This is a genomic window from Roseateles sp. FW301-B2 (assembly GCF_058788955.1).
On record NZ_JBYTBE010000001.1, the window covers coordinates 15,439 to 29,551 of the forward strand.

Genomic DNA, 14,113 nt, shown 5'->3' on the forward strand with positions numbered 1-14,113 from the left:
TTAGTATTCGTATCCGAAGGCGATAGACAGTCGGGTACGCCGGGTTCTGCTCGGCGGTTCAACAATCCCCGCCGAGTCGGCGGATGACTGGCCCGCGGCGTGCGTTTCGCGCAGCGCGCTGCACTGGACCAGGATCCCTGCGCCTAATGCCTGGAGCAAGGATGCGCCGACCTGACGCTGGCGGCGGCCCGGCAAATGGCTTGCAAAGTTCAGACTGGGCACCTCTATGCCGGCATCGGCAATCCGGCCCAGCGCCAAGTCGAATTCCACCTGCAATCGCGGCGTCAGATGCGCTTGGATCAGCGCGCCAATCGCGCTGCTGCGCCAGTGAAAATGCTCGCTGTATTGGGTCAGGCCGCGCTCCCATTGCTCACTGCCATACCTGGCATACGGGACCAGTTTCACAGGACCATCAGCGGCGAGAGGGACGCCAAGGCGTACGTCAACGCCCGCGAAGCGTTCGCTGGACCGAGCCCGGTAGGGCTGCAACGAGGCGCCGGCTTGCAAGTACCCCTGGTAGGCGGAATTGCCCTTTTCGCGCCGCAGGCCCAGTTCAAACAGCACGGAGGGAACAGCCTCGTCCTTGCGCGCCAGGCGCGTCCAGCGCAGCCGCACTTGCGTCCCGTGGATGGTTCCGCGCTCCGAATCGAGGGGGCCTTGGGTGACCAGGCCCGCGGCATCGTCTTCTTCGTAGCGCAACGCTGTTGCAACCGGTCCGACCAGGAGCCGCATGTTCGACAGCGCAGTTGCTGCTTCTGTCGACTGCGGCATTGGTTGGCAGTGTGCAGCCAGTGCCTGGAGCAGCGCTAGGCCCAGCATCATGAATCTTGCGCGGCACATTGGACCGAACTCCTGTTCTGGTTTGAAAGAGCTTAGGCTATGTAGGCGCGTCTCGAAGGAATCGCAGGCCATCGCTGCAGGTGGGCAGGCGCGGTCAATGGTCTTGCTTGGTACCGCGCCATTGCCGCGCCGACAAGTCCAGTACGAGCGTGCTGGGCCCCTTGGCTGATTGGTCAAATCACGGTCGGTCGTCCATCCAGCATGCGGTCTGTTGACAGACGCCTTGCCGCGGGTGGCATGGAACGTTGCTCGTGCCGCTGCTGCAGTCATCTCTCCGGGCAAGGCCGGGAGGTCGGACAGGATGTGCCCGATCTGCACGCCTGTGCACTTGCTCTTGCACATCGCACTTGGGTGACCTCGAGCTTAGTGCCCCAAGTGACGCTACTCAAATGCCTGCAGACGCTCTGAATGACAGCGGCGTTCGCCTGCGCAGTGCGAAACATGCCGGCGAGCGCACGCAGCGGGCGAATTGACCAGGGCATGTGTCCAACCTTTCTGAGTGTTAGATCCGTTACGGTCTTTCCAGCATTGCACGGCTTTCGCGAACCATATAGTGTCATTTGTGTCGCGCGAGCGGATGGCGGGCAGAGTGGCTTGCTGTCGCGATGCTTGCAGGGAGAGCAGATGATTCAGGTCGTTTTAGATCCGGGGAGGAACCGCGCCAGGGCGGCCGGCGGATGGGTCTATGGCCGCGGCCGTTATGAGTGCCTGGCGTTGAGTGAGCTTGTGCGTGCGGCGCCGGACGCCATCACTGCCGCGCAACTGCAGGCGGCACTGCGTTCGGCCGGGCAGCGTACGCCGCTTGATCGGACAGGGATTCGGCGCTTGTTCGCGCAACTGGCGATATTGACGGATGCGCTGCTGGGCGAAGGCGCGTTCAGGTCTCGAGTCTTGTGCGCGCCGCGCCACCAGACGATAGGGCCCTGGCGCTGGTCACCACAATCAGGCGAGCAGTGGGCGCTTGGTCAGTGCGACGATGTATCCTCGTTAGCGGATGATGGTGGCGGTGCCTTGTTGGCGAAGGCCGCCATCGTGGCACCCTGCCATGCCGAGACCCAAGCAGGTCTGGCGATGATCAGCGAGTCGGACAGCGATGCGTTGCGTGTCGCGGCCTTGGCGATGGCTGCGGACCGCTTGAGCGCGGAAGGCCGTCTCCGCGACGCCGAGCGGATGCTGCGGTCGGCGCTTCAGCTTGGTTGCTTGACACATGAAATTTGCGGGGTGCTGGAACTGCGGCTGGCGCGCGTGCTGAAGCGATGTGGGCGCTACGGCGAGGCAGCGGAGTTGGCTGCCCTTGTGGCTAGGCGTGCTCGTCGGCGCGGGTTTCCGGACCCCAGTCAGTATGCGCTTGGCCGCCAATTGCAGCGTCGCATTGTCTATGACAGCGACCCGCTAGGCTTCGGTGCGCGTGATCCGGGGGAGGTTCCAGCGGAACTGCTGACATATCCAGATCCTCGTGTGCTGGGTGAATCGGCCAACCTCGAGGCACTTGTAGCTCGCCGCGCGGCGCTGTCCGACTTGGAGCGGGGGGGTGTCGAGTCGGCGCACAGCCAGCTTCGAGAGGCATGGAAGAGCGGCAGCTCCGCACTGTATTGGGCCATCAGCCTGTCGGATCATGAAGCAGCAGAAAACTATGCCTTCAACCTTGGACTGATACAGGCCTCGTTGCACGATTGTGGGGACGGCAATGCGGTGGTCAGGGCCTTTGAAGCCTATCGCTTGGGTCTGCAGATTCGCGATGACTTCATGGTTGGCAAGGACAGTGTCTGGGACCAACTGTTCGTCAGCAACTTGTGGTTGGACCATCCCGAGCGGCGCGCAGAGTTCAATGCGGTATTGAGCTTCGAGCGCTTTCCGCTTGCACGGCCGGAGTTCTATCAGTCGACGTTGCGAGAAGCCAAGCATCTGACGGAGCTTCGTCAGATCATCTTCGCCTGCGTCAACCTGTGGCGCTTCGGAGCAGAAGTCGCCACAGGGCAAGAGGGCGAGGCATTGAAGCGGCTTGCACGCAAGGAATTACGCGAGGCGACGCGCGGACAGGGCAATGTGCTTGATGGTATGCGGCGAAGTCGGCCCTTGATATTTCAGGCGATTCTCGGTGAGTGACTGGGCGGTCTGGTGAGATTGGTTGCTTTGGCCAGTCCGAGCACGGTCAAAGAAAAAGCCCCGCAAGCTTTCACCTGCGGGGCTTTTCTATCTGGCTCCTCGACCTGGGCTCGAACCAGGGACCTACGGATTAACAGTCCGGCGCTCTACCGACTGAGCTATCGAGGAATTGATCGGTACTAAGACTTCAAAGGAAAGCCGCTACGGATACCGAAGCGGCTTCCAAATTCTGTGGCTCCTCGACCTGGGCTCGAACCAGGGACCTACGGATTAACAGTCCGGCGCTCTACCAACTGAGCTATCGAGGAACAGAGCCTCGCATTATAGACTGAATTTTTGGAACCTTACAAGCTGTATTCCAAACTTGCGCGCCAGGTGCGCGGCGCCAGCGGGTAGAGGTAGCTGTGCTCGTACTGGTAGGGCGATTCGCGCCAGGCGCGCTTGTCGGTGAGGTTGTCCACGCCCAGGCGCCAGGTCAGCAGCTGGCGCTGGCCGAGGGCCTGCTCGTAGCGCAGGCCGGCATCCAGGCGCAGCCAGCCGGGAATGCTGATGCTGTTGTCCGGCAGGGCCGCGCGCGGGCCCTCGTAGACGAGGCCGGCGTTCAGTTGCAGGCCGGGCAGTGCGGCAAGGCGCTGGCGGGCATTGAGCTTGATCGAGGTCTCGGCCACGTTGGGGCGCTTGAGCGCATCCAGGCCGGCTATCGAGCTGCCCTCGGTGCGCGCCTTGAGCTTCATGGCGCTGGCAAGCAGGCCGCCGCCGGCCCATTTGATGTCGGCCTGGGCTTCGACGCCGCGATGGTGGGATCTGCCGTCCGCCTGGCGGGTGCAGGTGGCGGTGTCGTCGCAGCTGCCGATGTCGCGCCATTCGGGCTTGCGGATGTCGAACCAGGCGAGCGACCAGTCCACCGTGCTGGAGCCGGCCTTCAGGCCCAGCTCGAACTGGCGGCTGCGCAGCGCCGGCAGGGCCTGGCCGGCATTGGCATAGCGGCTGCGATTGGGCACCACTTCGGACTCGATGCCTTCGCCCCAGCTGCCATAGGCCATCAGCTCGGCGGCCAGGGTGTAGCTCAGGCCCAGCCAGGGTGTGGTGAAGGACTGCTTGTAGTCGGTGGCGCGCGACCCATCGGTGCGCACCGATTCACGGTGCAGCCGGGTATGGCGCAGGCCGGCCCAGGCCTGCCAATCGGCGCCCAGCTGCACGGCATCGCGCAGATAGAGCTCGGTGCTGCGCTCGTCGCGGTTGGTGTTCTCGTCGGTCAGGCTGGGGTCGGCCGGCGTGACCACGTCCTGGTAGATATTGCCCACGCCCGACCAGTTGTAGGCCTGGCGATTGAAGCGTGCCTCATAGCGGCTGAACAGCAGGCCCGTGCTGAGCTCGTGCCGCAGGCCGGCGGTGCTGAACTTGCCGGCCAGCGAGAGGTCCAGGGCATCGCTGTTGCGGCGCTCGCCCTCGCTGCGGAAGTCGTAGCGGTCGAAGTCGCCGTTGCTGCAATAGCGGTCGTAGTTGTTCTCGTTCGAGCAGCCATAGGCGTAGGCGAGGCGGTCGTCGCTCTTGAGCCGCTGGGCGCCCCAATGCGCTTGCGCACGCCAGTCGGCGTTCAGGCGTTGCTGCCAGCGCAGCGAGGCATGGCTGTTGTCGAATACCACCGGCAGCGTCCAGGGCAGGTTGTTGAGGTTGGTGCGCGGGTCGATGGTCTTGGCATCGGGCAGACGGTTGCCCAGCAGGCTGAAGCCGGGCTGGCTGGGCTGCGACTGGCGGTTGAGCTCGAATTCGGCTTCCAGCAGGCTGTCGGCGCCGAGGCGCCAGTCGCCGGCCACCGCCAGCAGGCGGCGCTGGCCATGGGCGCTGTAGAGCTCGGGGCGCAGCTCGGCCGCGCTGGCATTCACGCGCAGGCCAAAGGCCTCGCCGCTGCCGAAGCGCTGGCTCCAGTCCAGTGCTGCCTCGGTCGTGCCTCGCTCGCTGAAGCCGAGGCTGACGTTGAGCAGGTTCGCGGTGGGGCGCTTCACCAGCAGGTTCACCAGGCCGCCGGGCGAGCTGGTGCCCGACTGGATGCCGCTGGTGCCCTTCAGCACCTCGATGCCGGCCTTGTTGCCGAGCGCCAGCGCGGTCTCGGCGTTGATGGGCAGGCCGTCACGGCGGTAGTTGAAGCGGTTGTCCAGGTCGAAGCCGCGAATCTTCAGGTAGGACACATAGCCGGCCGCGTTGTAGGCGTCGCCGATGCTGGCGTCCAGGCTGGTGATGCCGGCCAGGCTGCTGAGGCCGGCGTCGGCCAGGCGCTCGGCATTGATGAGGCTGGCCTGCAGCGGCAGGCGCGCCACCGGCGTCTCGCCAAAGCCGCCGATGCCAACCGGCGCGTCGGCGTTGCGACCGCTCACGGTGACGGTGGGCAGGCTGGTGGAGGATTGGGCCAGGCTCAGCCCACAGCTCAGCGCGGCGGCGCTGGCGATTGCGATACGGGAGAAATGAAATGAATGTGCCATCGTCCTACTCATTCGATGGCAGGGCGGCAAAACAGACGGGGCTGCGAGGCCCTCTTGCTGACTTGCTTCCCTGCGCGAGGATTACCTCAGTCAGGTTCAAAGGGTGTTATCTCAGCCGGCTCATCTGATGAGCCAGCACCCCTAGCGAAGAGCCGCATTCTATCGGCCCGTGAAAACAAAAAGCCCGCTGCTTGAGCGGGCCTTGTGTTGGCGCAACAGCCGGTGCTCAGTCGAACACCGGCGTTTCCACGCCCAGCACCTTGTGCAGCTTGGGGCTGGTGGTGGTGTACTGCAGGTGGATGCGCTTCTCGGGGAAGATGTAGGGCGCGGCGGCAAAGGCGGCCAGCGCGGCCTCGTGGAAGCCCGAGAGGATCAGCTTCTTCTTGCCCGGATAGGTGTTCACGTCGCCCACGGCAAAGATGCCCGGGGTGCTGGTTTCGAACTTCTCGGTGTCGACGACGATCTGCTTGCGCTCCAACGCCAGGCCCCATTCGGCGATCGGGCCCAGCTTGGGGCTGAGGCCGAAGAACACCAGCACCTGGTCGCAGGGCACGACGCGGGTGACGCCGTCACCGCCGGTGACCTTCACGCCCTTCAGCACCTCGTCGCCCTCGTCGATGTCGGTGACCTGGCCGACGATGAACTGCATCTCGTAGTTGTCGCACAGCTCCTTCATCTTGGCCACGCTGGCCGGCGCGGCACGGAAGCCGTCGCGGCGGTGCACCAGGATCACGCTCTCGGCCTTGTTGGCGCTGCCGTCCTCATTGCCGGCGCAGAAGTTCAGCGCCCAGTCGAGTGCCGAGTCGCCACCACCGATCACGATGATGTTCTTGCCGGCGAACTGCGCCGGGTTGCGCACGCGGTAGTGCACCTGGCTGCCTTCGTACTTGTCCAGGCCTTCCACCTTCAGGGTGCGCGGCTGGAACGAGCCCACGCCGCCGGCGATGAAGATGGTCTTGGTGAGGAACTGCGTGCCCTTGGAGGTGGCGACGAAGAAACGGCCGTCGTCCTGCTTCTCGACGGTGGTGACTTCCTGGCCCAGATGGAAGGTCGCGCCAAAGGGCTCGATCTGCTTCATCAGGTTGTCGGTCAGCTCCTTGCCGGTGCACACGGGCACGGCCGGGATGTCGTAGATGGGCTTGTCGGGGTAGAGCTCGATGCACTGGCCGCCCGGGTAGGCGAGCGAGTCGATGATGTGGGCCTTGATCTCCAGCAGGCCGAGTTCGAACACCTGGAACAGGCCGACGGGGCCCGCGCCAACGATGACGGCATCGGTTTCGATCACGCCGGCGTGGCCGGCATTGGAGGCAGCGTGTGTCACTTGGTTTTCCATGGAGGTCAGGGCCCCAGACAAAGGGGCAGGGGACGAAAGTCGTTCAGCGAATCAGCTCGGACAGCTTGTCGGTCCGGTCTTTCCACTCGTCGGCGTCGGGCAGCGAGCCCTTGCGCTTGGTGATGCTGGGCCATTTCTTGGCCAGATCGGCATTGATCTTGATCATGTGCTGCTGGTTGCCCGGCACATCTTCCTCGGGCACGATGGCGTTCACCGGGCACTCGGGGATGCACACCGCGCAGTCGATGCACTCATCGGGGTCGATGGTGAGGAAGTTGGGGCCTTCGCGGAAGCAGTCGACCGGGCAGACATCGACGCAGTCGGTGTACTTGCAGCGGATGCACGATTCGAGGACGACGTGGGTCATGGAGCAGCTCTGATATTTTAAGGGCCCTGGGACGTCAATGGAACTCCCCATTGACGGCAAAGCGCGGATTTTAATCGTTCAAGCTCTGGTGCTGGCGTTGACGGCGCGCAAGCGAGGGCTTTTGTTCCTTGGGAGCGGCCTGGGGCAGGGCCTTGGCGCCCGCGCCCACCGTCACCACGGTGGGCCGGCCGCGGTGCAGCATGGCCGCGGCGGCAAGGCCGGACACTTGGGTGTCGCTGGCCAGCGCATCGGCGCAGCCGGCGCGCGACACCACCGCCACCGGCGTGTCGGCCGGCCAGCCGGCTTCCAGCAGCTTGCGGCCCAGCGCGGCCAGCTGGCGGCCGGCCATGTAGAAGACCTCGGTGTCGGCGCTCTTGAGCGCCTGCAGGTCGCCATCCTTGGTCATCGCGGTGGTCAGGCTGACGCTGCGGCCCAGGCCGCGGCGCGTCAGCGGGCGCTGCAGCTGGGCGGCGGCGGCAATCGCCGCGGTCACGCCGGGCACCACCTCGCTGGCGATGCCCGCTTCGGCCAGCGCCAGCAGCTCTTCTTCCAGCCGGCCGAAGATGCTGGCATCGCCGCCCTTGAGGCGTACCACCAGGGCGTGTTCCTGCGCCTGCTTCACCAGCGCCGCGTTGATGGCGGTCTGGGCGGTGGAGTCGCAGAAGCCGCGCTTGCCCACGTCTAGCCACAGGGCCTGGGGGGCGAACTCGCGCAAGGCCGGGTCGGTGAGGGCGTCGAACAGCACCACGTCGGCCTGCTGCAGCGCACGCGCGCCGCGCAGGGTGATGAGGTCGGCGGCCCCGGGGCCGGCGCTGACGAAGATGACCTTGCCCATGGCTTCTTGCTTACCTGACCAGCAGCGCACCGCTGGTGCGGTTGCTGCTGGGGTCCACCACGATCAGCGCGCCGCCGACGCGGTTGGCCGTGTAGGGCTCCACCGGCAGCGCGGCCTGCAGCTCGATGCGCACATGGCCGATCTCGTTGACGGCCAGTTCATGCGCCTCGGCCTCGGCCAGGCTGTTGACGTCCAGCCGGTGCTCGATCGCGCTGATGCGCGCCTGTACCCAGCGGTTGCCATGGCGCACCCAGTACTTGCGGCCCACCACGGCGGGTTCGGTGTCCAGCCAGGCCAACGTGGCCTCGAAGCTCTGCCGGGGCGTGCTGCTGCCGGGGGTGACGATCCAGTCGCCGCGGCTCACGTCCAGCTGGCGGTCCAGCAGCAGGCCGGCAGATTCGCCCGCCACGCCATGCGCCACCGTCTCGCCGGCCTTGCGCACCTCGGCCACTTTTGCGGTCTGGCCGCTGGGCAGGATCTGCACTTCGTCGCCCGCCTGCACCTGGCCGTGGGCGATGCGACCCCACAGGGTGCGCGGTTGGTGGCCGGTGCCCTCGCCATTGGTGGCGACGTATTGCACCGGGATCAAGAGCTGGCCCTCGACCTTCTCCTGCACCGTGGGCAGGCCTTCCAGCACCTGCAGCAGCGAGGGGCCGTCGTACCAGTCGGCGTCCAGCGGCTGGGTCACGTTGTCGCCACGCAGGGCCGAGACGGGCACGATGGCCGTCACTTCGATACCGGCCGCCTGCGCGAACTTGCGCAGCGCCGCGCTGACCTTGGCATAACCCTCAGCGGGTGCGTCCAGCGCATCGATCTTGTTGATCGCGAACACGATGCTGGGCACGCGCAGCAGATGGGCCAGCAGGCTGTGGCGGCGCGTCTGCGGCAGCAGCGTCACTTCGGCGTCGTCGAGCTTGAGCTTGGTGATGTCCACCAGCACCACGGCGGCATCGCTGCCGGCGGCGGCGGTGACCATATTGCGCGTGTACTGCTCATGGCCGGGCGCATCCGCAATGATGAACTTGCGCGTCTTGGTGGCGAAGTAGCGGTAGGCCACGTCGATGGTGATGCCCTGCTCGCGCTCGGCCTCCAGGCCGTCGGTCAGTAGGGAGAGGTCGATGGGCGCACCGGCGGCGCGCTTCTCCAGCGTATCGAGCTGGTCGGCCAGGATGGCGCGGCTGTCGAACAGCAGGCGGCCGATCAGGGTGCTCTTGCCGTCGTCGACGCTGCCGGCGGTGAGGAAGCGCAGCGCGCGGTGCTGGGTGTCCACGTCTTGTTCGTGGACGACGGAGTTCAGTGCGGCGCTCATCAGAAATAGCCCTCTTTCTTGCGGCGCTCCATCGAAGCGTCGGATGTTCGGTCGTCCATGCGGGTGGCGCCGCGCTCGCTCACCGTCACGGTGAGGGTCTCGGCGACGATGTCGCTGGCGTTGGCGGCGTCGCTCTCCACCGGGCAGGTGCAGGTCATGTCGCCCACGGTGCGAAAGCGCACGGTGGCGCTCTCCACCTGCTCGCCGGGCTCAAGCGGGGTCACCTCGGTGAGCGGCACCAAGAGGCCCTTGCGGCGGATGATGGAACGCTCATGCGCGTAGTAGAGGCTGGGCAGCGGAATGTTCTCGCGGGCCAGGTAGAGCCACACGTCCAGTTCGGTCCAGTTGCTGATCGGGAAGGCACGGAAATGCTCGCCCGGGCGGATGCGGGTGTTGAACAGGTTCCACAACTCGGGGCGCTGCTCCTTGGGCTGCCATTGGCCGAAGCTGTCGCGGTGGCTGAAGATGCGCTCCTTGGCGCGCGCCTTTTCCTCGTCGCGGCGGGCGCCGCCGATCAGCACGTCGAAGCGGTGTTCCTCGATGGCTTCCAAGAGCGTCACCGTCTGGTGGCCGTTGCGCGACTCCAGCGGATGGGCGAGGCGCACAGTGCCGCGTTTGATCGAGTCGTCCATATGCGCCACGATCAGGCGCTCGCCCATCTCGGCGGCGCGCTGGTCACGGAAGGCAATCACCTCGGGGAAGTTGTGGCCGGTGTCCACATGCACCAGCGGGAAGGGCAGCTTGCCCTTGAACTCGTTGCCGGCCACGCGCTGCTTGAAGGCCTTCTCGGCCAGGCGCAGCACCACGCAGGAATCCTTGCCGCCCGAGAACAGCAGGGCCGGGCGCTCGAAGGCCGCGGCCACTTCGCGCAGGATGAAGATGGCTTCTTCTTCCAGATGGTCCAGGTGGCGCTGGTCCACCGTGGGCAGCAGTTTGTTCAGATTCACAGGGGCGTTCATGCCGTGGCTCCCGATTCCTTCAATTCCTCATTTGAATGCGCCTTGTGCAGGCCGCATTCCTTGGCGTTCTCGTCTTCCCACCACCAGCGGCCGGCGCGGAAGTCCTCGCCCACCGCGATGGCACGGGTGCAGGGCGCACAGCCGATGCTGGGCATGAACTGGTCGTGCAGCACGTTGTAAGGCACCTCGAACGTGGAGATGAAGTACCAGACATCGGCCCAGCTCCAGTCCGCCAGGGCATTGACCTTGACGCGGCCTTGCGCGTCCAGCTCGGTGTCGGGCACCTCGGCGCGATTGGCCGATTGCTCGCGGCGCAGGCCGGTGATCCAGGCGCTGCGGCCGTTCAGCATGCGCGAGAGCGGCTCCAGCTTGCGGATGCCGCAGCATTCCTTGCGCAGCGCCAGGCTTTCGTACATCGCGTCGAGGCCGCGGGCGCGCACAAAATGCACCACCGCATCGGCCACGGGTGCGTACACCTCGGCCTTGATGCCGTAGCGCGCCTCGATCTGCGGCAACAGCGCGAGGGTCTCGGGGTGCAGGCGGCCGGTGTCCAGCGTGGCCACGGCGATGGGCAGTTGCAGCTCGGCGATCAGGGCGGTTATCACCATGTCCTCGGCGCCCAGGCTGGTGGATTGCAAGAGGCGGGCGCCATGCTGGCCCCAGGCCTGCTGCAGCAGCTGCTTGGTATGGGCCAGGCGCTCGTCAAAGCCCGCGGTCTTGCGCGCATAGAGGCCGATGGCCGACGACGACGCTGCCACCGGCAAGGCCGACACGCCTGGCAGGCTGCTGACTTCGCCCGTCATGACGCCACCTTGTCGGCAAACACGGGCTTGGGCTCGTTCACATCGCCCTGGTAATGGCGTGGGAAGAAGGCCAGCTGCTGCTGGGCGATCTCAGTGCTTTGATCGGGGCGCAGCTGGGCGGCATCGAAGCCGGTGCGGGCCAGCAGCGGCACCATGTCCACCAGCACCTCGCCTACGGCGCGGATCTCGCCGGCAAAGCGCAGGCGCACGCGCAGCAGGCGCGCCTGGGTGTAGGCGCGGCCATCCACCCACTTGGGGAAGTTCAGCGCCACCAGGGCCAGACGCGGCAGGTCGGCGGCCAGGTCTTCGACATCAACGTCGTTGGGCAATTGCACGCCCACGGCCAGGTTGGCGGGCCAGGTGTCGCGCACCGCATGCCATTGCTCCAGGCTCAGCAGCAGGTGGTCGGCGGCGGCGGGGTGCGAGACCGGGCCATCCTCGCCGGCGCAGCGATGCCATTGGTCGTGGTGGGTGTCGATGAATTTCATGGTGGACTTCTCTTGATCAGGCGGCGGCATCGGCAGCAGCGGGCGCAGCGGTGGAGGAGCGCACGGCGTTGGCGGCATCCTTGAAGGGCAGCGGGCCCACGCGCTTGACGGTGTCGATGAAGCGCTCGCCGCTGTTGCGCTGGCTGCGGTAGGTCTGCACGATGGCTTCGATCACGTCGCCCACCTCGTCGGCGGCGAAGGAGGGGCCGATCACCTTGCCGGGCACGGCAGCGCCGGAGAGGGAGGAGCCGTCGGAGCCGCCCAGCGAGACCTGGTACCACTCCTTGCCGTCCTTGTCGACGCCGAGGATGCCGATATGGCCGCTGTGGTGGTGGCCGCAGCTGTTGATGCAGCCGCTGATGTGCAGGTCGATGTCGCCGATATCGTAGAGCTCGTCCAGATCCTGGAAGCGCTGGGTGATGTCCTCGGCCACCGGGATCGAGCGGGCATTCGCCAGCGCGCAGAAGTCGCCGCCGGGGCAGGCGATCATGTCGGTCAGCAGGCCGATATTGGGGGTGGCAAAGCCGTTCGCCTTGGCGGCCTCGAACACCGCCGGCAGATCGCTTTCGCGTACCCAGGGCAGCAGCAGGTTCTGGTCGTGCGTGACGCGCAGCTCGCCCTGGCTGAACTGGTCGGCGATGGCGGCGGCGGCGTCCATCTGCTGCTCGGTGGCGTCGCCGGGGGCGATGCCCACATGCTTGAGCGAGAGCGTCACGGCACGGTAGCCGCTCAGACGATGGCCATGCACATTGCGCTCCAGCCAGCGCCGGTATGCCACACCTTGAGCACCGGCCTGCACGCCCGCGAAGATGTCCACGCCGGGCACGGCCTGCACGGCGGCCGGCACGATGAAGCTGGCCGCCACGCGGTCCAGCTCGGCCTGCGGGATCAGGTGCTCATGGCCGGCCGGGTCGTCCTGCAGGATCTTGGCGAACTCGGCATTCACGTCGTCGAAGAAGGCCTGGCCCTCGGCCTTCACGAGGATCTTGATGCGGGCCTTGTAGGCGTTGTCGCGGCGGCCGTAGCGGTTGTAGACGCGCACGATCGCCTCGATGTAGACGAGGATCTGCTGCCAGGGCAGGAACTCGCTGATGACCTGGCCGATGATGGGGGTGCGGCCCATGCCGCCACCCACCAGCACCTTGAAGCCGATCTCGCCGGCCTCGTTCCTCAGCAGCTGCAGGCCGATGTCGTGCCAGGCGATGGCGGCGCGGTCCTCGGCGGCGCCGGAGATCGCGATCTTGAACTTGCGCGGCAGGAAGGCGAACTCGGGGTGCAGGGTGCTCCACTGGCGCAGCACCTCGGCATAGGGGCGCGGGTCGATCAGCTCATCGGGGGCCACGCCGGCCAGACCGTCGCTGGTGATGTTGCGGATGCAGTTGCCGCTGGTCTGGATGCCGTGCATGTCCACGTCGGCCAGCAGGTCCATCACATCGGCGGCCTTGGGCAGGGGGATCCAGTTGTATTGCAGGTTCTGGCGCGTCGTGAAGTGGCCGTAGCCGCGGTCGTAGTCGCGTGCGATGCGGGCCAGCTGGCGCAGCTGGGTGCTGCTCAGCACGCCATAGGGCACGGCCACGCGCAGCATGGGGGCGTGGCGCTGCACATACCAGCCGTTCTGCAGGCGCAGCGGGCGGAACTCGTCGTCGCCCAGGGTGCCGGCGAGGTTGCGCTCGAGCTGGTCGCGGAACTGGGCGGCGCGGGCGCGCACGAACTGGCGGTCGAAATCGGTGTAGGCGTACATGGCTTGAACTTAGGAATTCAGTGGATCACTTTCCAGCCGGCCATCAGGAGCGATGCGCACAGCAGGCCGCGGATCACGCCGTCAGGCAGGCGGCGGGTGAGTTGGGCGCCCAGCCAGATGCCGGGCACCGAGCCGATCACCAGGGAAACGAGCAGGATCCAGTCGACATTGCCCAGCATGGCGTGGCCGATGCCGGCCACCAGGGTCAGGGGCACGGCATGGGCGATGTCGCTGCCGACGATGTAGCGGGCTTCCAGGCGCGGGTAGATCAAGAGAATCAGGGTCGCACCGATGGCGCCGGCACCGATCGAGGAGAGCGAGACCAGCACCCCCAGCAAGACGCCCGAGGCCACCGTCAGGGCCGGCTTGCGGCTGTCGGGGATGTGGTGCTCCAGGCGCAGGCCCACGGCCTGCCAGGATTTCTTGAAGGCCACCACCAGGGCGGTCAGGAAGAGCGCAATCCCCAGCGAGAAGGTCAGGGTGCTGGCCCAGCCCTTGGTGATGCCGGTTAAATGCATCAGCGCCACCGTGAGGACGGAGGCCGGGATGCTGCCGGCCAGCAGCAGGCCGGTGATGCGCCACTTCACATGGCCATGGCGGGCATGGGCGACCGAGCCGGACACCTTGGTGAGGGCCGCGAACCAGAGATCGGTGCCGATCGCCAGTGCCGGGCTCAGCTTGAAGACCGAGAGCAGCAGGGGCGTCATCAGCGAGCCGCCGCCCACGCCGGTGATACCGACGATGGCGCCGACGCCAAATCCGCTTGCAATTGCTGTCCAGTCCAAAGCCGCTCCTTAGAGGGCTAGCCTGGTGGCAACCCTAGGTGCCGGACTGTAGTGAGGCTGTTTATAT

The 14,113-nt window shown here is 66.2% G+C and carries 12 protein-coding genes, 2 tRNA genes and 1 riboswitch; of the genes, 1 reads left to right on the forward strand and 13 read right to left on the reverse strand.

Features of this window, described 5'->3' with window-relative positions; all coding sequences use genetic code 11:
* Positions 1-822 (reverse strand): hypothetical protein, encoded by an 822-nt coding sequence (locus AC3WQY_RS00065; RefSeq protein WP_492704801.1) that lies wholly within the window; start codon positions 820-822, stop codon positions 1-3.
* 642 nt (positions 823-1,464) lie between these two features.
* Between AC3WQY_RS00065 and AC3WQY_RS00070 the strand changes: the two genes are divergently transcribed.
* Positions 1,465-2,946 carry a hypothetical protein gene (locus tag AC3WQY_RS00070; RefSeq protein WP_492704803.1) on the forward strand — a complete coding sequence of 494 codons (1,482 nt, stop codon included), beginning with the start codon at positions 1,465-1,467 and terminating at the stop codon, positions 2,944-2,946.
* A gap of 92 nt (positions 2,947-3,038) precedes the next feature.
* Here the strand turns inward: AC3WQY_RS00070 and AC3WQY_RS00075 are convergent.
* The 12 genes from AC3WQY_RS00075 to AC3WQY_RS00130 form a co-directional block, all read right to left on the reverse strand.
* Positions 3,039-3,114: transfer RNA gene (locus tag AC3WQY_RS00075), tRNA-Asn, on the reverse strand.
* 64 nt (positions 3,115-3,178) lie between these two features.
* A tRNA-Asn gene (locus AC3WQY_RS00080) sits at positions 3,179-3,254 on the reverse strand.
* Between the two features lie 36 nt (positions 3,255-3,290).
* The gene (locus tag AC3WQY_RS00085; protein ID WP_492704805.1) at positions 3,291-5,426 is read right to left on the reverse strand and encodes a TonB-dependent siderophore receptor; all 2,136 of its coding nucleotides are present in this window, start codon (positions 5,424-5,426) and stop codon (positions 3,291-3,293) included.
* Between the two features lie 50 nt (positions 5,427-5,476).
* Positions 5,477-5,579, reverse strand: a riboswitch (TPP riboswitch).
* A gap of 73 nt (positions 5,580-5,652) precedes the next feature.
* Positions 5,653-6,759, reverse strand: coding sequence for an NAD(P)/FAD-dependent oxidoreductase (locus AC3WQY_RS00090; RefSeq protein ID WP_285233104.1), 1,107 nt, complete (start codon positions 6,757-6,759; stop codon positions 5,653-5,655).
* Positions 6,760-6,802: 43 nt separating this feature from the next.
* Positions 6,803-7,126, reverse strand: a complete 324-nt coding sequence (gene fdxA / locus AC3WQY_RS00095) for a ferredoxin FdxA (RefSeq protein ID WP_285233103.1) — start codon at positions 7,124-7,126, stop codon at positions 6,803-6,805.
* A gap of 70 nt (positions 7,127-7,196) precedes the next feature.
* Positions 7,197-7,961 carry a uroporphyrinogen-III C-methyltransferase gene (gene cobA / locus AC3WQY_RS00100; RefSeq protein ID WP_285233102.1) on the reverse strand — a complete coding sequence of 255 codons (765 nt, stop codon included), beginning with the start codon at positions 7,959-7,961 and terminating at the stop codon, positions 7,197-7,199.
* 10 nt (positions 7,962-7,971) lie between these two features.
* Positions 7,972-9,270 (reverse strand): sulfate adenylyltransferase subunit 1, encoded by a 1,299-nt coding sequence (locus AC3WQY_RS00105; protein ID WP_492704808.1) that lies wholly within the window; start codon positions 9,268-9,270, stop codon positions 7,972-7,974.
* Complete coding sequence (gene cysD, locus AC3WQY_RS00110) at positions 9,270-10,229, reverse strand: sulfate adenylyltransferase subunit CysD (RefSeq protein ID WP_492704810.1); 960 nt, start codon at positions 10,227-10,229, stop codon at positions 9,270-9,272. The genes AC3WQY_RS00105 and cysD overlap by 1 nt, the downstream gene beginning before the upstream one ends.
* A complete protein-coding gene (locus AC3WQY_RS00115; RefSeq protein ID WP_492704812.1) occupies positions 10,226-11,032 on the reverse strand; it encodes a phosphoadenylyl-sulfate reductase in 807 nt (268 codons plus the stop codon). The genes cysD and AC3WQY_RS00115 overlap by 4 nt, the downstream gene beginning before the upstream one ends.
* Complete coding sequence (locus AC3WQY_RS00120; RefSeq protein ID WP_492704814.1) at positions 11,029-11,520, reverse strand: DUF934 domain-containing protein; 492 nt, start codon at positions 11,518-11,520, stop codon at positions 11,029-11,031. The genes AC3WQY_RS00115 and AC3WQY_RS00120 overlap by 4 nt, the downstream gene beginning before the upstream one ends.
* A 16-nt stretch (positions 11,521-11,536) precedes the next feature.
* Positions 11,537-13,261 carry a nitrite/sulfite reductase gene (locus AC3WQY_RS00125; protein WP_492704816.1) on the reverse strand — a complete coding sequence of 575 codons (1,725 nt, stop codon included), beginning with the start codon at positions 13,259-13,261 and terminating at the stop codon, positions 11,537-11,539.
* Between the two features lie 17 nt (positions 13,262-13,278).
* Positions 13,279-14,046 (reverse strand): sulfite exporter TauE/SafE family protein, encoded by a 768-nt coding sequence (locus AC3WQY_RS00130; RefSeq protein ID WP_492704818.1) that lies wholly within the window; start codon positions 14,044-14,046, stop codon positions 13,279-13,281.
* Positions 14,047-14,113 lie beyond the last annotated feature (67 nt).

Excerpts from the sequence above, each read along its gene's own strand:
- AC3WQY_RS00120 (WP_492704814.1), bottom strand. The coding sequence starts at position 11,520 with ATGAAATTCATCGACACCCACCACGACCAATGGCATCGCTGCGCCGGC.
- cysD (WP_492704810.1), bottom strand. The coding sequence starts at position 10,229 with ATGAACGCCCCTGTGAATCTGAACAAACTGCTGCCCACGGTGGACCAG.
- cobA (WP_285233102.1), bottom strand. The coding sequence starts at position 7,961 with ATGGGCAAGGTCATCTTCGTCAGCGCCGGCCCCGGGGCCGCCGACCTC.
- AC3WQY_RS00070 (WP_492704803.1), top strand. The coding sequence starts at position 1,465 with ATGATTCAGGTCGTTTTAGATCCGGGGAGGAACCGCGCCAGGGCGGCC.
- AC3WQY_RS00090 (WP_285233104.1), bottom strand. The coding sequence starts at position 6,759 with ATGGAAAACCAAGTGACACACGCTGCCTCCAATGCCGGCCACGCCGGC.
- AC3WQY_RS00125 (WP_492704816.1), bottom strand. The coding sequence starts at position 13,261 with ATGTACGCCTACACCGATTTCGACCGCCAGTTCGTGCGCGCCCGCGCC.
- AC3WQY_RS00085 (WP_492704805.1), bottom strand. The coding sequence starts at position 5,426 with ATGGCACATTCATTTCATTTCTCCCGTATCGCAATCGCCAGCGCCGCC.
- AC3WQY_RS00105 (WP_492704808.1), bottom strand. The coding sequence starts at position 9,270 with ATGAGCGCCGCACTGAACTCCGTCGTCCACGAACAAGACGTGGACACC.
- fdxA (WP_285233103.1), bottom strand. The coding sequence starts at position 7,126 with ATGACCCACGTCGTCCTCGAATCGTGCATCCGCTGCAAGTACACCGAC.
- AC3WQY_RS00115 (WP_492704812.1), bottom strand. The coding sequence starts at position 11,032 with ATGACGGGCGAAGTCAGCAGCCTGCCAGGCGTGTCGGCCTTGCCGGTG.
- AC3WQY_RS00065 (WP_492704801.1), bottom strand. The coding sequence starts at position 822 with ATGATGCTGGGCCTAGCGCTGCTCCAGGCACTGGCTGCACACTGCCAA.